The organism is Pseudomonas sp. UM16 (genome assembly GCF_050312595.1).
Taxonomy (GTDB): Bacteria; Pseudomonadota; Gammaproteobacteria; order Pseudomonadales; family Pseudomonadaceae; genus Aquipseudomonas.
Map to the genome: position 1 here is coordinate 25,827 of NZ_JBNPJT010000001.1, position 19,979 is coordinate 45,805.

Below are 19,979 nucleotides of genomic sequence, written 5' to 3' on the forward strand. Positions count from 1 at the left end.
AATACGCCATGCAAACCCAACTTCTGATCAACGGCCAATTGGTCGAAGGTCAAGGCAGCCCTTACGCCGTGTACAACCCTGCCGAGGGTTCGGTACTGGTGAACATCGCTGAAGCCAGCAGTGCCCAGGTCGACGCCGCTGTCCAAGCCGCCGATCAGGCGTTCGCCAGCTGGTCTCAGACCCCCGCCAAAGACCGTGCACAGTTGCTGCTCAAGCTCGCCGACCGCATTGAAGCAGAAGCGCAGACCCTGGCCCGCCTGGAATCACTGAACTGCGGCAAGCCTTATCAGGCGGCGCTGAACGACGAAATCCCGGCAATTGCCGACGTGTTCCGCTTCTTCGCGGGTGCCAGCCGCTGCCTGTCGGGTTCGGCCGGCGGTGAATACCTTGCCGGGCATACCTCGATGATTCGCCGCGATCCACTCGGTGTGGTGGCCTCCATCGCGCCTTGGAACTACCCGCTGATGATGGTCGCCTGGAAGCTCGCCCCGGCTCTGGCCGCTGGCAACTGCGTGGTGCTCAAGCCGTCCGAGCAAACCCCGCTCACGGCCCTGGCACTGGCGCGAATCATGGTCGACCTGTTCCCGGCCGGGGTGGTCAACATTCTGTTTGGCCGCGGCCCGAGCGTCGGCGAACCGCTGGTCAATCACCCCAAAGTGCGCCTGGTCTCGCTCACAGGCTCCGTCGCCACGGGCGCGCGGATCATCGCCAGCACCGCCAGCAGCGTCAAACGCACGCACATGGAACTGGGCGGCAAGGCGCCGGTATTGATTTTTGATGACGCCGATATCGATGCCGCCGTCGAGGGTATCCGTGCGTTTGGCTTCTATAACGCTGGCCAGGACTGCACCGCGGCCTGCCGCCTGTATGTTCAGCAAGGCGTGTATGAAGCCTTCGTCAGCAAGCTCGGTGAAGCGGTGGCGGGCCTGCGCATGGGCCTGCAAGACGACCCGCAAACCGAACTCGGGCCATTGATCACCCGCGACCATCTGGAACGCGTAGAAGGCTTCGTTGAACGCGCCAAGGCCCAGCCGCACATCCGCGTAATCACCGGCGGCAAGCGCGGCGAAGGTCCGGGCTTCTTCTTTGAGCCGACCGTACTGGCTGACGCCCGCCAGGATGATGAGATCGTCCAGCGCGAGGTGTTCGGCCCCGTGGTCAGCATCACCTCCTTCAGCGATGAAGCACAGGCCCTGGCCTTCGCCAACGACTCGGACTACGGCCTGGCCTCCTCCGTCTGGACCCGTGACGTCGGCCGCGCCAACCGCTTGGCGGCACGCCTGCAGTACGGCTGCACGTGGGTCAACACCCACTTCATGCTGGTCAGTGAAATGCCCCATGGCGGCATGAAGCAATCGGGTTATGGCAAGGACATGTCCATGTACGGCCTGGAAGACTACACCTGCGTGCGCCACGTCATGTTCAAGCATTGATGCGTTGATAATAAAACATATAACACCATAGGCAATATCGCTTAAGAGGTGCGTCACCATGCTTATTACCGGCATCAAGAGCCGTCCGGTCTACGACCAATTGCAACCCATGACAGGTGGCTTGCGTCACCTGATCGCGGGCCAGGGCAGCGGCGGAGCAGCCATGCTGCGCCTGCTCGCGGACATGTCTGCAAGCCAGCGTCATAACAGCACCCTGCTGTATTCAACCGAGTCGTTCTCCGGCCATAACCACTTACAGGCCCTGCAGCTGGCAGAAGCTGCCGGCCTGGAGGTGTTCGCCAGCAACCAAGCCTTGATCGAGGCCCTGCGTGAGCGCCTCGGCGACGCTTATATGGGCACTCGCCTGTACCTGAGCGGTTCGGAAAGCTTCATCGGTACCGCTATGCAGGCCGCCAACGCCGTGGACCTCAATCGCGATGAAGTACTGCGCGAACACAGCGGCACGCTGGTGCGCCGGGTCTGGTGCGCGCATTGCGACACCTACACCGAAAACGTCACCCAACGCGTATTTACCTGCCCGGGCTGCCAGCTCAGCCTGGTCGTGCGTGATCACTACTCCCGTCGCCTGGCCGCCTTCCAGGGCATCAAGGCCGATGGTGAAGTCCCAGGCGAACTGCCAGCTGCCGAGGAGCTCGACACATGAATACCCATAACGGCACCCTCAGCGTGCGCGTTGCCCGAATCGAGCAACTGACGCCGCAAATCAAGCGCTTCACCCTGGTCGACCTCGACGGCAAGCATCTGCCCGCCTTCTCCGGCGGCAGTCACGTGGTGGTGGTTCTCGAGGACGATGATAAAACCCACCGCAACGCCTACTCGCTGATGAGTTCGCCCTACGACTCCAGCGCCTACCAGATTGCCGTGCGTCGGGTCAGCGAGGGCCGCGGCGGCTCACGTCACCTGCACGACAAGATCAGTGAAGGTGACCAGCTGCAGATTCTGCAACCGGCCAACCTGTTCCCCCTGGCTAAGCATGCCCGCCAGCACCTGTTCATTGCCGGTGGTGTCGGCATCACCCCGGTGTACTCGCAACTCCAAGAGCTGCAGGTGAAGCAGTCCACCTTCGAACTGCACCTGACCGTTCGCGGCCCGGAGCACACCGCCTTGGGCCTGGAACTGCAAGCCCGCTACGGCGAGCGTGTGCACCTCTATGTGCAAGGCCAAGGTCCGCGCATGGACATTCGCGGCATCCTCGGCGCTCGTCCGCTGGGCAGCCATGTCTACGTCTGCGGCCCGGACAGCATGATCGATGACACCCTCGACAGTGCCCACGCGCTGGGTTGGACCGACAGCCATATCCACTATGAGCGTTTCGTCGAGCAAGGCTCTACCGGCAAGCCGTTCAGCGTTACCCTCGCGCGCCAAGGGGTAACCCTGGAGGTGCCTGCCGAGCAATCGCTGCTCGAGGCCGCTGAACAGGCCGGCTACAAGGTGCCCTACCTGTGCCGGGGCGGTGCCTGTGGCTATTGCGAAACCGAAGTGCTGGAAGTCGACGGCGACCTCGACCATCGCGACGACTGGCTCAGCGACGAAGACAAGCTGAGCAAACGCAAATTCATGCCTTGTGTATCACGTGCCAACTGCAGCCGCCTGGTCGTAGACCTCTGAAACAGGAAAACAACAAAATGACCGTATTCAAGCCTATCGAAACCTATGCCGACGTTGGCAGCGACCACACCTACAGCAACAGCCGAGAAGCAGTGCTGCGCCTGCCCTTCCCTTACCCGGAAGACCAGTACATGTACTCGATGAACGTCGAACCGCATGTACCGTTCGGCAGCGGCGCATTGCGTGGCCAGTTCGACATCGACGAGCATTACATCTCCGAATGCCATCACCGCGCGCAAACCCTGGAAAGCCAGCCCGGCGTCCACTACGCCGCACTGGCGCACATGATGGAAGCGCAATGGGACTTGCTCGAGCTGCTGATGGAGTCGTACTCGCGTGATTTCCCCGAGCATTTCACCCTGGAAAAAAGCGGCAGCCAGTGGCACTGGATCAACCGCCCACTGCAAATCGACGACACCTTCACTTTCGGTGACCCGACCACGCTGCCGATGGACCCGATGGAGTACATCACCCGCCAGGCGCAAGGTGAATTCATCCTCCTTGAAGAACGTGATGACACGCTGGTGATGGGCGCGGGCATGGCCACCCAACGGGCCGACTATTCGCTGCGCTTCAACCTGGGCATGAGCTTCATGGAGTTCCACGGCCCGGTGCCCAAGCTGCATGAAATGGGCATCTTGCAACGCGCCCTGAAGTTCCTTCTGCGCCTACGTCCAGGTCACCCGGTACGGCGTACCAATTGGTCGATCACCGTCAACCCACGCTTGGAGACCTCTGCCGAAACCTTGCCGGACTGGGCACCCGACCGCACCATCGTCACCCCTGAAAACGCCGGTGAGCTGGTCAACTTGCGCATTGAACTGCAGCCACTGCACCGTTTGCCACGCAGCAATGCTGTGCTGTTCCCGGTACGCACTTACCTGATCAGCCTCCAGCAACTGGCCGACTTCGCTCCGCAATGGGCCAAGCGCATGCACCGGGTGATCCGCGACCTGGACCAGGAGCTGGTGGACTACAAGGGTTTTACCCGCTACCGCGATGCGATGGTCAGCTTTCTAGCGCAATACGACGACGGCACGCCAGTCGACGAAAGCCTGCAATAACCCGACAGACTGCGAGCGCGCCAGCCCGGCGCGCCTTTATCCTTGATGTGCTTGCCATCCACGGATCACCTATGAAAACAATACGAAATTTCCTGCCCGAGAGCTGGAGTCTGGTGTTCTCCGCTGCAGGTTCGGCCTATGGTGTCGGCCTGCTCGGCCTCTGGGCCTTGCCCTTCCTGATCAGCGCCATCATCCACGACTTGAAGCTAAACGAAGCCCAGGCCGGTCTGCTGATGTCGGCGGAATTCGGCTTCACCATGCTCGCTTCGCTGCTGATCGCACCGTTCATGGGGCGCGCCCCCCGCCGCACCCTGGCCCTGATCGGCACATTACTGGCCATCGCCGCCAACCTTGCCAGCGCCAATATTGAAAACCTCTATGCCCTGGCGGCGGTGCGTTGCCTTGCCGGCCTCGGTGCCGGTCTGGCCCTGGCCTGCGGCAACGCAGCGGTGGCCAGCGCCAAACACCCGGACCGCATTGCCGGACACATGAATGTGCTGTCGGTGCTGCTGATGATCGTAGTGATGCTCGGCTATGCCAAGGTCATGGCCCTGTACGGCCTGCCGGGGCTGTACTACGCCATGGCAGCGACCATGGCCGTGATGCTGCTGAGCATCCCGGCCATGGCCCAACGCGCACCCGTCGTAGAAGCTGCGCCGGTGCTGCAGGGGGCAAAAGGCGGCGGCAACATTCTGCTGAGCCTGCCCGCCATCTGCATGATGCTGGCGATGTTCGTGTTCCAGGCCCGCGACACCATGGGTTGGGCCTTCGTCGAACGTATTGGCACCATGGTCGGCTACAGCGGCGACGAACTGGGGGTGCTGCTGTCGTTCCAGTCAGTGGTCGGCCTGATCGGCCCGCTGATTGCGGCAATGATCGGCAAACGCTTTGGTATGAGCACCCCGGTGATCCTGGCGATTCTGCTGACCGGCGGCACTAGCCTGAGCTACGTGCTCGGCGAACATTCCAAGACCCTCTACACCGCTGGCGTGATGACTATCTGCGTCACCTACTTCTACGCCTTGAGCTACCTCACCGGCCTGGCCGCCGCCCTGGACCGTGAAGGCCGGGTAGTGGCGGCAGCCAGCAGCTTCCTGAGCCTGGGCCTGGCCGTCGGCCCGGCGATCTCCGGTGGTCTGATCTCCCTCGGCGGCTTCACCCTCGCTGCGTGGGGCATTGGTGTGACCGTGGTACTGACCCTGCTGTTGGTGATTGTGCCGCTGGCGAGCATTCGTCGGGAGCACATGCCGCTGACGCCAGCGCTGGCGCTCTAAGCAAAACTGCCGGTGCGCACCTCACCGCTGCGTACGTAACGCGCGACCAGTACCCCACTCGGGGTGCTGGTCGAGTGCGCCAAGGTGAAGGCTGAGGCTTGCCCGCAGTCGTCATACAGGCGCTTGCCATGCCCAAGTATCACGGGGAAAGTCATCAGCCGTAGCTCGTCCACCAACCCGGCCACCAGTAATTGACGCACCAGCTCGGCGCTGCCCTGGGTCAACAGGTCGGCACCGTTGTCGTGTTTGAGTGCATTGATCGCATCGACCAGGTTGCCCCTCAGCGCATGGCTGTTGTGCCAGATAAGCGTCTGTGGATGATGCGTGGCCACGTGCTTGGCCACGCCGTTGAACAGATCTGCGATGAATCGGTCCTCGGAACCGCTGTACTGCGGCCAATAGCCAGCAAAAATATCGTAGGTGCGCCGCCCCAACAGCAATTCGAACGGCTGCGAGAACAATGCCTGTATGGCCTGGCCAAACTGTTCATCGGCATAAGGCACTAACCAGCCACCCAGGCGAAAATCGCCACTGGGGTCTTCTTCAGGGCCGCCAGGCGCTTGGATAACACCATCCAGGCTAATGAACGCGGCAACAGTGAGCTTGCGCATGGCCTTCTCCTCGTGGGTCGTGATCAGACATCGATAACCGATAGTCGAACCAGAGGCAGAGAAATCGACAACGCTGATGCGTATTCAACGCGTCTGGAAGACCATTAACAATGACTGCGGTACCGCGCTTTGCGGATGCTGCGGCTCTTGCAAACTGACCAGGCGAAAGTCGGCCATGTCCAGTGCATTGAGCCAACTGGACAAAGTGCGCATATACCACGGCATGGGTTGCCACTGGCCCTGGAACCCGGCAAAGGTTTCCTGCCGCCAACCATCCTGATAATTGCCGCAGGCCGCCGTCCATGGATGCAGCGTCTGGATCGCCAGCGCACCGCCGGGGATCAAAAGTGCGTGCAGAGCGCAGAGCAGCGGGATGATGTCCTGATGCAACAGCGCGAAGTTGGCGCAGATCAGTTCATAGTTGTTGCCAATGTCCACCGTTGCCTCTGCCAGCGCTTGATAACTGGCCAGGTGCACCGGGGAAGTACCTGCTGCCCGAGCCGCCTTAACCAGAGTTGGATCGCCATCGACACCCACAGCCTTGATTCCGCGCTCAGCCAACGCCCGCAACAACCACCCTTCCCCACAGCCCAAGTCCAGCACGCGCTCCGGTTGACGGCCGAGCACCGCCAACAGGATTGCCTGGTCAGTGACTTGCTGGCGGCTTTCAATGCTGCCGGTACGAATCGCCGCGATCCATGATTGGGCATTAGCGTGCCAGCTTTGCAGAAGGTCGGTTTCGGGAGTGGGCATGGCGTAATCCGGGGTTGGAACCTGGAGGGAGAATAGGACAAATAAGGGCAGCAGAAAGCAAGCTGCTATTTTCAACGTACCGATCGTGACTGCTTCGAGGAGGCCCAACATGGAATCATTCACTGGCGGTTGCCTATGCGGCAACGTACGCCTTGTCGCCACAGGGCGCCCCTACCGGGTCGGCCTTTGTCATTGCCTGGACTGTCGCAAGCATCACGGCGCGCTGTTCAATGCCTGTGCGATATTTCCTCAGGCTGCAGTCACCATCAGCGGCAAAACCCGCGATTACGCCGGGCGCTTCTTTTGCCCACGCTGCGGCTCGTCGGTTTTCGCCCGTAGTGCTGACGAAGTCGAAGTTCACCTGGGATCGCTGGATGCGCCCGACCAGTTGATACCCACTTACGAAAGCTGGACCCTGCGACGTGAATCCTGGTTACCCGCGTTTGCGCTGACAAGACGATACGAGCACGACCGTGACCCAACGGACCGCTTTGAACAATAGCGCTTTCATGAAGCACGCCAACTCAAGGCAAACAGTGTTTGCGCAGGCACTTCGAAACGAATGCGACCGTTGCGGCATTCAATCGCGGCATCACGACTTCGGCTGTCAGGACCGAACAGCGTGAGCGCCGGACAGGCATCGCCGAGGCCTTGCAAGCTGATCTGTTGCAAACGCTCGCCCTTGTTCACCCCTAACATGCTGCGTTGCTGGTCGCGGGCCATGGCCAAGGCATCGACTTCAAACGCGCTGTTATCCAGGCGCTGAACCTGATCGAGCCAGTGCGCCTGCATGAACTGTTGCGCCAGGCCGACCGGCTTCAACTCGAAGCGGTTGGGCCCCGGCAAACGAATCATGCCTTTGAGGTGATCAGGGTCATCGGCAGCCTGGAACCAGTTGATCATATCGAGCAGGCCATCTTGAGCGGAGTTGATCGCAACCGACGCCCACCACAGCGAAGCGAAGTGCGTTTCCTGTTCATAGGGGCTGACGCTGCCACCGCTGGAGATGTTGGTCTGATCCAGTAGCAGTGCCTTGCGTGGTCTGCCATTCGCTTGCAAGCCCACCACTTCGGCCGCGCGACGCACATTGTCACGGTAGACGCGGGTCGCCAGCAGGTCGCGGATCATCCATTCATGCCAAGCCAGGGCGTCGATCTGCGGCGCCGATTCAGCCAGCATGCGCCGCGCCCAATTGATCCCGCGGCGCTGGTCACCCTGGGGAATGAACGGTCCATTGACCAGCCGCGAGCTCGCCGGCATGGCAATCCGCACCCCGGCTTCGCGGGCTCCCGGATAGGCGCGAACCTGACGGTCCATGGCATCGAAGAAGCGCTTGTAGGTGGCGTAATCGCGATAGTTGTAATTGGGCTCATCGGCAAACGACAGGTAGTGAATGCCCTTGCCTCCCAGGGCTACGGTTGCCGCCAGCCAAGCATCAAGGCCAGCAATACTCTGGGCGTTTTCTTCCAGGTCGGCCTTGCGCTTGGAGGCGCCGAGCAAGGTGATGTTCATGTCGATAGCGGCGCGGTCCTGGTAAAAGCGCCGGAAGGCATCTTCGTAATGGGGTCGCCCGGCCATGATGTCGACGTTGCTGTAGAAACCGGCGGCGCGCGGCTTGAGCGCATCGAGGGCGGCGTGGCTACCCGGCGGCGGTAGCAGGTACGGCATGGCAATACCCAGGCGCGGCGTCGGGCCGAGTACCTCGGCATGCAGGTTGAGTTCTGTGTGGCCGCTGTCCTGGCGCAGGGGCTGCAGGTGCTGCACACGTTGCGCGAACAGGTTGGCGGTGCCATCGAGCCAGAACGCCGCCTTACCGCTGCCTAGCAGGCGCAGGCGCCAGGCTTGGTCGGTGGCCGCAACCGGCAAGGCCACCTGATCATACAGCGGGTATTGCGTGTGCGGCTTAAGCCTCAGCGCAATCTGGGTGCCATCGCTTAGGCGCTCAGCCTGCAACGCCTTGATGCCACCGAAATACTTGCCCGCGAGGATTGCCTGCTCACCCGCGCGGACCTTGAAGTAAAGCTCGACATCGTTGCCGACTTCGACGCTGAAATGCACTTTAGTTGGCGCAAACAGGGCGACCGTTTTGTCATCGTGTTCGAACCGGTAACGCCTGAAACTGTAGCCCGGCACTTCCATGCGGTAACTGCTGACGCTGGCAGGCAAAGCCCAGGTTTGTTTGCCACGACCTTCGCTGGCGGGAATAAAGCGCTCGCCACGCAATTGACCCTGACCGTCGAGCAAGTAGATACGCTCTTCGTTGGCACTGGTTTGCCAGGCCGGCACCCAACTGACGCGCAGCGTGTCATCGCGACTGGGCTGCAGATACAGGCTGCCGTCACGAATCGCAGCCCAGCGCATCGGCGCGGCCTGGGCCAGGGTGCTGAACACCAGAGTCAGGAGTAAAAGCGTTGATTTCATACGTTCCTTCGCCTTGGCCTACGACGCAACGACGCCAACTGCGCGCTGCTTCAGATTCAAGACAGTTGTAAAAGGCGTGAGACAACTACAACGGGTATAGATCAAGTAGTGGCACATTGCGCCAACATACCGCCAACGATGGACGGAAATGTTCTTATCAGGCGATGGACGGTATATAACTTTTTCGACTTGTTGCCTGAATTGCCCAACACCGCGCTGCTAACCGAATGTTTTGACTGCAAGCGCTACATTAATAAGCAATGGCTTGCCGGAATTACGGCGTCAATATTGCGTTCACGCTACGTTCGGCACCTTACTTGCTCTTTGAAAAGGTGATGCTAATGTGACATCGACCTAGCAGTTCGCGAACAAGGACAGAGGCCTGGAGATGAGTGCAGAGAAGCGGTTTCATTCGCTGGACAGTTTCCGCGGCCTGTTTGCAGTGGCGGTGGTGCTCTATCACTTGCGCGTCAGTGGTAGTTTTACCGAATGGGCATTCTTTCGTCATTCTGAAGTATTCGTTGCGTTCTTCTTTGTCCTCAGCGGTTTTGTTCTAACCCACGCCTATGGCAATAAAGCGCAGTTGAATTTTCGCAAATTCTTTATCTCGCGGACGTTCCGCTTATTACCGTTGCACCTGTTCATGCTTGGCGTCTTCATACTCTTGGAGTGCGGCAGGTACATTGCCTACCACAAAGGCATGGCGTTCAATAATCCTCCGTTCAGCGAAAAGTTCGCTCCAGGTGAGATCCTGCCGAATGCGCTGCTGCTGCAATCCTGGACTCATTTGACCAACCCGCTGTCGTTCAACTATCCGTCCTGGAGCATCAGCATCGAGTATTACACCTACATGCTATTTGCCTTGATTTTGAGCGTCGCCGGCGGGCTCCGGCAATGGCTATGGGCAGTGATCGTGCTGGTGACATTGACGCTTATTTATACCGGCAATACCTTCTTTACCGTTGAGTCTATCCGTGGCCTGGCCTATTTCTTTACCGGCTGCCTTACTTACCTGTTGTACCTCAAGTTTGCCCAGCCCGGGCAAGCGCGGTTCTGGCTGATGACCCTGCTTGAAGTTACCGCGGTTGCTGCGGCGCTGCTGTTCGTGGTCAATGATTTTGCCACCAAGGCCCTGGTCGCCAGCCCGCTGTTCGCCGTCATCATCCTCATATTCGCCTTTGATAGTGGAGCCCTGTCGCGGGTGCTGGCGGGGCAGTTCTTCAGCTTTCTGGGCACGTTGTCGTATTCCATCTACCTGACCCACGCCGCCATTCTGTTTTGCGTGGTGTCGGTGTTCATGGTGGCGAAAAAACTTCTTGGCATCGATCTCGCACCCATGATCGACGGTACGCGCTACCTGGACACCGGTAATGCCCTGTTCAATAACCTGGTGGCCTTGCTGGTGGTGGCGGTGGTGGTACTGGTGTCGATGTTCACTTACCGCTACGTGGAAATGACCGGCCAAGCCTTTGGCCGTACGCTGGCCAACAAATCCGCGGACAAACGCCCCGTGCTCGAGTCCTGAACCCACACTGAAAAGGATTTCACCATGAATCCCGCCCACCAGGCTCCAGTCGACAAGCTGGACAGCGTTCAAATGCTGCGCGCAATTGCCGCCCTGGCGGTGGTGTTCTTCCATATCCCGTTGTTTCGCAACGGCGACTGGGGCGTAGACATCTTTTTCGTCATCAGTGGCTTCATCATGGCCCTGGTCACTGCCCAGTCGGGCAGTCACTTTTTCAGCAAGCGGCTGATCCGCGTGGTGCCGTTGTACTGGCTGGGAACGCTGGGCGTGTTCGGCGTCGCCCTGGTGCTGCCAAGCCTGTTGGACAACACTACAGCGGACATTACCGGCCTGGTCAAATCGCTGTTGTTCATTCCCTATCAGAAAGGTGAATACGTCCAGCCGCTGTTGTACCTGGGCTGGACCTTGAACTTCGAGATGTTTTTCTATGCCGTATTCGCCCTCTCGATGGCCATCAGTCACCGTCACCGCCTGCTGATCTGCTCGGTGGTGCTATTGACGTTGGTTGGCTTGGGCCATCTGGTGACTTTCGAGGCGCTGCTGGCCAGGTTCTACACGCAACAGATTCTCGCCGAGTTCGTCCTGGGCATGGGTTGCTACGCCGTCTATGCCCGTACCGCAGCGTGGCGTGGTGCGGGCCCAAGCCGCAGTGTGCGCATGGCGCTGATTGTGATCGGCCTCGCGGCGCTGGCGTATATGCCATTTGGCGGTGAGCTGACAGCGTCACTGGGACGCGCGCTGGGCTGGGGCTTACCGGCGACGCTGGTGTTTCTGGCGCTGGTGCATGGCCTGGCGGGGCTGCGTTTGCCTGCGGTACTGGTGTTGATCGGCGATGCCAGTTACTCGCTGTACCTGTTCCACCCCTATGTGCTGAAAGTCTTCAACAAGGTCTTCCACGTCTTCGATGCGCCAGGCGCCCTCGCCTACGTAATGACACCGGTCAGCATTGCCTTGTGCTGCCTTGTCGCCATCGGCATTTACCGTCTGGTGGAATTGCCGGTAACCCAATGGCTACGGACTGTTTTCATTGATCCACGCAAAACAAAGCGCCCGCCGGTTTTACCCGCGACCAGCACCGAGTAATCGCCACAGGCTTGCCCTGCGATAGCTACACTCTTTTGTACCAAGCCTACGCAGCAGGCAGAGGGTGTGTGATCAGCGCCCTGCACGGTTGAGGTCCAGCCCATGAACGCACGCCCGCGTTGCACTGCCTTCCACGAAGCAGGTCATGTGTTGGCCTTTTGGTGGAATGAGCAGCGCATCAAACGGGTAACCGTGCGCACCCGTGCCGAAGCCCTGCTCGGGCCAATGGTGGACCTGCGTGGCAACCTGCAGCAGGTCAAAGGCCTGGTCGAAGCCGAGTACCTGGTCCCGCTGCCCGCCTTCGAGCCTCCCGGCATCGCCGAATACTTGCCCTCGATGATCGATGCCATTGAGCGCGACCTCGTGCATTGCTTTGCCGGGCCGGTGGCCGAGGCGATCTACCGACACTGCCCGTGCGAACGCTGCCTTACTCGCAGCGGCGCCGGTGACCGTCGGCGGGGCATGGAATTGATCAGCTTGTTACCCGCACGTCAGGTCCTCGATGCCGAAGCCCGCGCTATCGCCCGCTCAGGCTACCTGGTTCGGCGTTACTGGCCGGCGCTCAGCGCTGTCGCCGAACACCTGCTGGACCAAGGCACAGTCAATGGCGATGAGCTCAGTGCGCTGTTGTGCCAGCTCACCGGAGAGACACCGACACGCGTCTGCAATGCGCTGTCCAGCCTTGATCATGCTGCCACCCGATTACGGCCTGTTTCTTTGGCGAGATAGAGCTGTTGATCAGCGCGCTTGAGCACTGATTCCGCTGTCGGTGTTTCGACACTGCGCGAGGCCACACCAATGGAGATGGTCAGCGTGCCGACCTGCGCCACCCGGGTAGAGGCAATGGTTTGGCGGATACGCTCGGCAATTTCCCGCGCTACCTCCAGGCTCGCTTCCGGCAAAATCAGGACAAACTCCTCGCCACCTGCCCGACAGGCCAGGTCCTGCTCCCTGGAGTTCTCGGCAATGATCGTGGCCACCTGCTTAAGAGCTTCATCGCCAGCATCATGGCCGAAGGTGTCGTTAACCCGTTTGAAATGGTCGATGTCCAGCGCCAATACCGCATATGGGCGTTGCGCCTGGGACAGTGCGTCCAATGCGGCGCCCATCGCGCGGCGATTGGCCAGGCCCGTCAACGGATCGCTTTGAGCCTGATGACTGAGGCTGCCGAGCTTTTGCTGCAGCAGTTGCACACCGGAGAGCAAGGCTCGGCGGATAGCTGCCGCTTCGCCATACCAGGCGTTGATGGCCGTGAGCTGCTCGCTGGCCTGCGGTGCCGCCAATTGTTCCGCGCTGTCTGCCAGTTGTCGTAACGGCCGGGTAATCAGCAAAGTGGCGAGCAGAATTACCACCAGCCCCACCACACCTGCCGGAATGACCTTGATGAGCATGTCACGCATCAATTGCCCGAGCGGCGCCAATGCCTGATCACGCGGCTGTTGCGCAACCACAGCCCAGTTGGCCTCCGGAACCTGGGCATAGCCTGCCAACATCGCAATGCCGCGGTAATTGACGGTCTCCATTGAACCATGCTCACCGCGCAGGGCCGCATCCACCGTGGCACTGGTGCTGAGTACTTCGCCAATACGCTGGTGATCGGAATGGTGCAGCAGCCGCCGGTTGTCATCGGCGATAAAGGCAAAGGTGCCGTCGCGGTGATAGTGGTTACTGATCAACGTATGCAAGGTGCCTTCCTTGCGGATCTGAATCGCCGCACCGATGACACCGAGAAACTGCCCAGACGGGCTGAACACCGGTTGTGAGATGAACACGATCAGGTTACCCAGCACATTGACATAGGCGTGACTGACCAGTGGACGGCGCGCTTGCAATGCGTGCTGGACCTCTTCAGTGGTCAATGTCACATCAACCATCTGCGCCTGGTCTGGATAGATTTGCAGGACCTTACCTGCAGCATCCAGGATCAGGACCGCGTTGAACGCATTGTCCTCAGCCTGCAGGCGCGTGACCTCTTCCTTGAGTAACGGCTGGTCGTTGAAGTGGCGTCCTACTCTCTGGCCGCTGAAGTGCAGGCGATTGTGCGCAGACTTTATAAACTGGCCGATGCTGGAGGCGACTTTGGAGGTGTAGGCTTGATTGGCTTGCAGCGCCGAATGAACCAGGGCATCGCGCTGCACGCCATAGGCCACCCACAAGCTGTTGCACAGCGTTGCCATCACCGCCAGCAGCACAAGCAGCAGAATCAGGCCACGCAGGCCGATGGACAACGGACGGAACTTGATCATGGACACCCTGCCATTAGCTTTCTTCCCTGCATCACATAGTAGGTGCTGTTGGCTGACCGGGTTGCGTGGCGTGCGCAAATGGAACAGGACAGCGTCAGCCTTGGCTAGCCTGGCTGAAGCCATTCAATGCAATGCGCGAGTGACCAGGTAACTGAGCAGCTCAGGTTCGTCATCCAGTTCAATGGTGCGGACCGGCCGTGGCAGGTTGTCCAACACTGTACGCCAGAAGGCCTGGGCGGTTTCGTCCTGATCATAGAAACGCACCAGCCAGTCGTTCTCCCCGCTGGTCAGCACCTGGCTGGCCACGGCACGACCGATACCTTTGCGCCGGTACCGTTTGAGGATGAACAGGTCCGCCAATTCCAGGGCATTGAGTGCCGGTAGCTCGCTGCGCTCGACCAGCAGAAAACCCGCGATAAAGCCATCAACCAGAATCAGGTTGGCGCTCCACTGCGGCGCTTGCCAGTAACGCCCCAGGTGTTCCTCGTGGATGTAGAAGCGGCCATCCACCTCAACATCCTCTTGCTCCCAATCCGACGACTCGTAGGCGTAGAACTGGTACAGGTTGCGAATCGTTTCGGCTTGTTCCGCGCCGGTTTGCAGCAGTTCGACGGTGAAAGGGATTGCAGGCATGGGTTTCTCGGTCAATAAACAGATAGCGCGTTTTTCGCGGGCGCTATTGTTTACAAAACCGCTGACCAATACCAGCAGGAGGTAACCCGATGACCGACAATCAACCTGCACGTGACCCTGCGCCTATGTCGTATTCACACCCGCGCCAGGGCCTGGGCCAGGTCCGCGCGCAGGTCTTCGACATCTTCCACCCCCACCGACAGGCGCACCAGCCCATCGCCGATCCCCAACTGTGCGCGGGTTTCGGCCGGGATGCTGGCATGGGTCATGATTGCCGGATGCTCGATCAGGCTTTCCACCCCGCCCAGGCTCTCGGCGAGAGCAAAAATGCCGACGCTTTCCAGAAAACGCCTGGCACCGGCCAGGTCGCTGTTGAGATCCATCGAAATCATCCCGCCGAACCCTCGCATCTGGCGCCGAGCCAAGCCGTGCTGAGGGTGCGAGACCAGGCCCGGGTAGTAAACCCGCGCTACCTGCGGCTGGCATTCCAGCCAATGCGCCAGCTCCAGGGCATTGCTGCAGTGGCGCTCCATGCGCAGGGCCAGGGTCTTCACCCCTCGCAGGGTCAGAAAGGCGTCGAACGGCCCGGCAATCGCCCCCACCGCGTTCTGTAAAAAACCCAGGCGCTCGGCCAGTTCCGGGTTCTGTCCGACCACGGCAATCCCGCCGATAACGTCGGAGTGGCCGTTGAGGTACTTGGTCGTCGAATGTACGACGATGTCAAAACCCAGCTCCAGCGGGCGCTGCACCCAGGGGCTGGCAAAGGTGTTATCGGCAACACAGAGAATACCGCGCTGGCGACACAGCTCGGCGACCGCAACCAGGTCAGTGAGACTGAGCAACGGGTTGCTCGGCGTCTCGATCCAGACCATACGGGTGTCGTCTCGCAACGCCGCTTCAAACGCCTTCAGGTCACTGAGGTCGACAAAGCTGAAACGGTGTCCGGCGCTGCGCCGGCGCACCCGTTCAAAAAGCCGGAAAGTGCCGCCATACAGGTCATTGCCGGAGACGATATGCGCGCCGGCATCCAGCAGTTCGAGCACGTTGGCAATGGTCGCCAGGCCCGAGGCAAAAGCGAACGCCTGGGTGCCACCCTCAAGGTCCGCGACACATCGTTCCAGCGCCCAACGTGTGGGGTTGTGCGAACGGCCATAGTCCAGGCCCTTGTGCACCCCAGGGCTCTGCTGGGCATAGGTGGAGTTGGCATAGATCGGCGGCATCAAAGCCCCGGTAGACGGGTCCGGGCTTTGCCCGGCATGGATGACGCGGGTGGCAAAGCTGCGGGGCGCGGCGGTTTCGTCGTGCTGGCTCATGGCAAGGACCTGCGCAAGTGGTTGAGCATGTCGACGCGGGTAATCAGGCCATAGAAGCCCGAGGCATCGGCGATAATCGCCACCAGCCCACGGTCGAGTTCCGCTTGCAGTGTAGCCAGGCTGGCATTGGGCGGCAGGGTCTGCAGCTTGTCGGTCATGGCGTTGGCAACCGGCAGGCGAAAGTGCGTGGGGTCGGCATGCATGCCGACAAGAATGTCGGACTCGTCGATCACCCCGACCAGCCGCTGCCCACCCTCCAGCACCGGCAGTTGCGAGACATCGGCTAGGCGCATGCGCTGGAAGGCCGTGAGCAACGTGTCGCCAGGCCCGACACTGATCACCCGGCCATCTTCGAAACGCCGGGCGATCAGATCGCGTAAATCGCCATAATGCTTGAACTGCAGCAGGCCCTGGTCAGTCATCCATTGGTCGTTGTAGACCTTCGACAGGTAACGGGTGCCGGTGTCGCAGACAAAGCTGACCACCCGTTTCGGTTCGCGCTGCTCGCGGCAATAGCGTAACGCTGCAGCCAGCAAGGTACCGGTCGAGGAGCCGCCGAGAATACCTTCGGCACGCAGCAACTGACGGGCATGGTCGAAACTCTCTTCATCGCTGATCGAATAGGCCTGGCGCACGCTGGAGAGGTCGGCAATCGACGGAATGAAATCCTCACCGATGCCCTCCACCGCCCAGGCGCCGGGTGTGCCTATGGCGCCGCTGCGGCTGTACTCGGCCACCACCGAGCCGAGCGGATCGGCGAGGATCATCGCCAGGTCGGGCTGCACCCGGCGAAAGAAGCGGGTCAGCCCGGTCAAGGTGCCTGCCGAACCGACGCCGACGACAATCGCATCAACGTCATGGTGCATCTGCGCCCAGATTTCCGGAGCAGTGCTGCACTCGTGCGCCAGAGGGTTGGCCGGGTTGTTGAACTGATCGGCGAAAAACGCCTCAGGGATTTCGCTACTCAGGCGCGCTGCCACATCCTGGTAATACTCCGGATGGCCCTTGCCGACATCGGAGCGGGTAATGTGCACTTCGGCACCCATTGCCTTGAGGTGCAGGACCTTCTCGGTGGACATCTTGTCCGGCACCACCAGCACCACCCGATAGCCCTTGGCCCGACCGACCAAGGCCAGGCCCAGGCCGGTATTGCCCGCAGTGGCTTCAACGATGGTGCCGCCGGGGCGCAGGCGTCCGTCGCGTTCGGCCGCATCGATCATGGCCAGGCCGATGCGATCTTTGATCGAGCCACCAGGGTTTTGCGATTCGAGTTTGAGAAACAAGGTACAAGGACCGGTATCGAAACGACTGACACGCACCAGGGGTGTATTGCCGATCAGTTCGAGCACGGCCGGACGAGAATCATTGGGCATAACGTCACCTCGCAGCGGCAATCAGCGCTGGGTCGGCAACCACCGCTACCCGATCGGCGCTACCTCCCAGGCAAGACCTCGTCTGGACCATAGGCCCGCTTTGCGCTTGCCGCAACCGTTCATGGCTGATCGGTAGTGCCAGGGCCCCCGGCGCGCAGCCGGCCAACTTCGCAACTCCACAACTCCACCTGCGGTTGACTGGCCTGCGGTGGCCCCAGCCAGCGGCTCAGGGCCTGGCAACGCGTGTCGATGCACAGCTGGTAGTCCCCGGCCTGCGGCGTACGCCCCAGGCGTAAGGGTTGCAACGGCGGCAATGGCCGCCGGTAATGCCAACTGCCGTCGCGCAATTGCGCGCCATCGGGGATTTCCATGCCCGCCCCCGAACCCTTGACCCGCGCCTCGCCCAACAGTAACCCCGCAGGCATAACGTGGTAATCCTCCTCCCAGCGGATCTTCTCGATGCTGTGAGTCCAGGCCAAGGTGAAGTCGCTGACCGCCAGCTCACTCCATACCACCCCGGCCAGCCCCAGGCACAGTCCGATCATGCCAGCGCCTCGGTCCTGCGAGTGCGCCACAGGTGCTGGCCGAGTACCAGCAGGCTCAAGGCAAAACCCACCTCATCGGTGATCGGCAGCGCCAGAATCAAAAACCCACCGGCAATGAACGCCAGCAAACGCTCCCACCAGGCTAGAGGAGCGTTCAGGTGTCCGATTGACGCCGCCCCCCAAAGGCCGATGGCCAGAGTCGCCTTGAACACCATGTAAATACTCATCCACACACTGTCGCCTTGGAGCATCAACGCCGAGTTGTACACTGCCATGTACGGCACGACGAAACCGGCGACAGCAATACGCACCGCCCACAGACTGATCTTCAAACCGGATTCGCGGGCAATCGGCGCAGCGGCAAAGCAGGCCAGCGCCACCGGTGGCGTAAGATCGGCAAGGATGCCGAAATAGAACACAAACATGTGCGAGACAATCAGTGGAACGCCCAGCTCCATCAGCGCCGGGGCAGCAATGGAGCTGGTGATGATGTAATTGGGAATGGTCGGAATCCCCATGCCCAGCACCAGGCAGGTGAGCATCGTCAGAACCAACGACAGCAACAGGTTGTCTTGCCCGATGGCAAGAATGTAGCCAGCGAAGGTGGTGGCCACGCCAGTCAGGCTGACGATGCCGATGATGACCCCGACCAGCGCACATGCAATCCCCACCGGTACAGCATGCCGTGCACCTTCAACCAGCGCATGCAGACACACCAGCAAGGTCTCGCGCCCGCCTTTGATGAACCAGCAGACCACTACCAGGGCGGCAATGACCGCAAAGATAACCCCGATGCCCAGTTGAAAAAAGCCCGCGCACAACACGCCCAGAGCGATCCAGAAAGCCACCCGCAGCGCATTGTTCGAGAGTTTCAGAATCAGTGCGGAGCCGAGAATGACGATCGCCGTCAAGGCCAGGCCGACAGTACCCGAGAATAACGGCGTACGCCCCGAGAACAGCAGGTAGACCAGTACAAACAAAGGGATCAGCAAGTACCAACGCTCGCGTACCGCCGCCCAGGGGTTGGGGCACTGGTCCTTGGGCAGCCCCTTGAGGTTGGCGCGCTTGGCGGCCAGGTGCACCATCCAGAACACCGAGCCGAAATACAGCAGCGCCGGGATCAACGCCGCCTTGGCCACCTCGACGTAAGGCACGTTGATGGTCTCGGCCATGATGAACGCCACCGCCCCCATGACCGGCGGCATGATCTGGCTGCCCATGCTTGCCGTGGCTTCCACCCCGCCAGCGAACGCTGGTTGGTAGCCAAAGCGCTTCATCAACGGAATGGTGAATTGGCCGGTGGTGACCACGTTGGCTACACCAGAACCGGTGATGGTGCCCATCAGCGCCGAAGACACCACCGAGACCTTGGCCGGCCCGCCCACCTTGTGACCGAACAGGCCCATGGAGAAATCAGTAAACAGTTTGATCATGCCGGCCTGTTCGAGAAACGCGCCAAACAGGATGAACAGGAAGATATAAGTAGCGGACACGTAGGTCGGCGTGCCGTACAGGCCTTCAGTGCCGAAAGACAACTGGTTGACGATCTGGTCCAGGCCGTAGCCGCGATGCGCCAGCTCCCCCGGCAAATACTCGCCGAACAACCCATAGGCCAAAAACACCCCACAAATAATGGGCAAGGCAATACCCATCACCCGCCGCGCGGCCTCAAATACCATGGCAATCAGGATCAGCCCAACCAGCATGTCGGTCTGGGTCAGGTCGCCTGAGCGTTGGATCAGGTCACCCTCAAACCACCACTGGTACAACGCAGTACCCATACCGAGCAGCGCCAGGAGCCAAGCCACCGGCTGAAACGGCCGGGTTTTGCCCAATGCCGGATAACTGAGAAACACCAGCATCAGTAAAAAACCAACGTGGCCGGCGCGCTGCACCTGGGTCGACACCGGGTGAAAGGCGGCGGTAATGATCTGGAACGTGGTGAAAGCCAGGGCAACGAAAAACAACGCTTTCGGCCAATTGCCAACGGCGGCGGCCAGGCCCTGCGGTTGCTCACTCATGGGGCATTACCTCGTAGCGGTAATCACAAACCTGCAACACGTCGGGCCATTATCC

The 19,979-nt window shown here is 60.5% G+C and carries 18 protein-coding genes; 9 read left to right on the forward strand and 9 right to left on the reverse strand.

Features of this window, described 5'->3' with window-relative positions; translation table 11 throughout:
- Positions 1-8 precede the first annotated feature (8 nt).
- The 5 genes from ACQRAX_RS00140 (at position 9) to ACQRAX_RS00160 (ending at position 5,400) form a co-directional block, all read left to right on the forward strand.
- Entirely contained in the window at positions 9-1,433 is a 1,425-nt protein-coding gene (locus ACQRAX_RS00140) for a gamma-aminobutyraldehyde dehydrogenase (protein WP_412037763.1), read from the forward strand.
- Positions 1,434-1,491: 58 nt separating this feature from the next.
- The gene (locus ACQRAX_RS00145) at positions 1,492-2,097 is read left to right on the forward strand and encodes a dimethylamine monooxygenase subunit DmmA family protein (protein ID WP_412037762.1); all 606 of its coding nucleotides are present in this window, start codon (positions 1,492-1,494) and stop codon (positions 2,095-2,097) included.
- The gene (locus ACQRAX_RS00150) at positions 2,094-3,062 is read left to right on the forward strand and encodes a PDR/VanB family oxidoreductase (protein WP_412037761.1); all 969 of its coding nucleotides are present in this window, start codon (positions 2,094-2,096) and stop codon (positions 3,060-3,062) included. Before ACQRAX_RS00145 ends, ACQRAX_RS00150 begins: the two co-directional genes overlap by 4 nt.
- A gap of 17 nt (positions 3,063-3,079) precedes the next feature.
- Positions 3,080-4,126 carry a heme-dependent oxidative N-demethylase family protein gene (locus ACQRAX_RS00155; protein ID WP_412037760.1) on the forward strand — a complete coding sequence of 349 codons (1,047 nt, stop codon included), beginning with the start codon at positions 3,080-3,082 and terminating at the stop codon, positions 4,124-4,126.
- 71 nt (positions 4,127-4,197) lie between these two features.
- Complete coding sequence (locus tag ACQRAX_RS00160; RefSeq protein ID WP_412037759.1) at positions 4,198-5,400, forward strand: MFS transporter; 1,203 nt, start codon at positions 4,198-4,200, stop codon at positions 5,398-5,400.
- On the opposite strand, the gene ACQRAX_RS00165 is transcribed toward ACQRAX_RS00160, so the two are convergent.
- Together ACQRAX_RS00165 and ACQRAX_RS00170 are read right to left on the reverse strand one after the other, a co-directional pair.
- Positions 5,397-6,011, reverse strand: coding sequence for a dihydrofolate reductase family protein (locus ACQRAX_RS00165; RefSeq protein WP_412037758.1), 615 nt, complete (start codon positions 6,009-6,011; stop codon positions 5,397-5,399). The two genes, ACQRAX_RS00160 and ACQRAX_RS00165, sit on opposite strands and share 4 nt — an antisense overlap.
- 84 nt (positions 6,012-6,095) lie before the next feature.
- Positions 6,096-6,764, reverse strand: coding sequence for a class I SAM-dependent methyltransferase (locus ACQRAX_RS00170; protein ID WP_412037757.1), 669 nt, complete (start codon positions 6,762-6,764; stop codon positions 6,096-6,098).
- 109 nt (positions 6,765-6,873) lie between these two features.
- Here ACQRAX_RS00170 and ACQRAX_RS00175 point away from each other — a divergent pair, with 109 nt between their 5' ends.
- Positions 6,874-7,266, forward strand: a complete 393-nt coding sequence (locus tag ACQRAX_RS00175; RefSeq protein ID WP_412037756.1) for a GFA family protein — start codon at positions 6,874-6,876, stop codon at positions 7,264-7,266.
- A 5-nt stretch (positions 7,267-7,271) separates the two neighbouring features.
- On the opposite strand, the gene ACQRAX_RS00180 is transcribed toward ACQRAX_RS00175, so the two are convergent.
- Positions 7,272-9,185 (reverse strand): hypothetical protein, encoded by a 1,914-nt coding sequence (locus tag ACQRAX_RS00180; protein WP_412037755.1) that lies wholly within the window; start codon positions 9,183-9,185, stop codon positions 7,272-7,274.
- A gap of 388 nt (positions 9,186-9,573) precedes the next feature.
- On the opposite strand from ACQRAX_RS00180, the gene ACQRAX_RS00185 reads away from it, so the two are divergent.
- The 3 genes from ACQRAX_RS00185 (at position 9,574) to ACQRAX_RS00195 (ending at position 12,522) form a co-directional block, all read left to right on the forward strand.
- A complete protein-coding gene (locus ACQRAX_RS00185) occupies positions 9,574-10,710 on the forward strand; it encodes an acyltransferase family protein (protein WP_412037754.1) in 1,137 nt (378 codons plus the stop codon).
- A gap of 24 nt (positions 10,711-10,734) precedes the next feature.
- Positions 10,735-11,793, forward strand: coding sequence for an acyltransferase family protein (locus ACQRAX_RS00190; RefSeq protein WP_412037753.1), 1,059 nt, complete (start codon positions 10,735-10,737; stop codon positions 11,791-11,793).
- Positions 11,794-11,895: 102 nt separating this feature from the next.
- Positions 11,896-12,522 (forward strand): hypothetical protein, encoded by a 627-nt coding sequence (locus ACQRAX_RS00195; RefSeq protein ID WP_412037752.1) that lies wholly within the window; start codon positions 11,896-11,898, stop codon positions 12,520-12,522.
- Here the strand turns inward: ACQRAX_RS00195 and ACQRAX_RS00200 are convergent.
- The 6 genes from ACQRAX_RS00200 to ACQRAX_RS00225 all read right to left on the reverse strand — a co-directional run bounded on the left by ACQRAX_RS00200 (position 12,480) and on the right by ACQRAX_RS00225 (position 19,924).
- Entirely contained in the window at positions 12,480-14,039 is a 1,560-nt protein-coding gene (locus ACQRAX_RS00200) for a diguanylate cyclase (RefSeq protein ID WP_412037751.1), read from the reverse strand. The genes ACQRAX_RS00195 and ACQRAX_RS00200 overlap by 43 nt on opposite strands.
- A gap of 123 nt (positions 14,040-14,162) precedes the next feature.
- Complete coding sequence (locus ACQRAX_RS00205; RefSeq protein ID WP_412037750.1) at positions 14,163-14,672, reverse strand: GNAT family N-acetyltransferase; 510 nt, start codon at positions 14,670-14,672, stop codon at positions 14,163-14,165.
- 134 nt (positions 14,673-14,806) lie between these two features.
- Positions 14,807-15,985 (reverse strand): trans-sulfuration enzyme family protein, encoded by a 1,179-nt coding sequence (locus ACQRAX_RS00210; protein WP_412037749.1) that lies wholly within the window; start codon positions 15,983-15,985, stop codon positions 14,807-14,809.
- On the reverse strand, positions 15,982-17,358 hold the full coding sequence (locus tag ACQRAX_RS00215) for a pyridoxal-phosphate dependent enzyme (RefSeq protein WP_412037748.1): 1,377 nt from the start codon (positions 17,356-17,358) through the stop codon (positions 15,982-15,984). Before ACQRAX_RS00215 ends, ACQRAX_RS00210 begins: the two co-directional genes overlap by 4 nt.
- A 119-nt stretch (positions 17,359-17,477) precedes the next feature.
- Positions 17,478-17,903: a DUF1850 domain-containing protein gene (locus tag ACQRAX_RS00220; protein ID WP_412037747.1), complete on the reverse strand. Its 426-nt coding sequence runs from the start codon at positions 17,901-17,903 to the stop codon at positions 17,478-17,480.
- On the reverse strand, positions 17,900-19,924 hold the full coding sequence (locus tag ACQRAX_RS00225; RefSeq protein ID WP_412037746.1) for a TRAP transporter permease: 2,025 nt from the start codon (positions 19,922-19,924) through the stop codon (positions 17,900-17,902). The genes ACQRAX_RS00220 and ACQRAX_RS00225 overlap by 4 nt, the downstream gene beginning before the upstream one ends.
- Positions 19,925-19,979 lie beyond the last annotated feature (55 nt).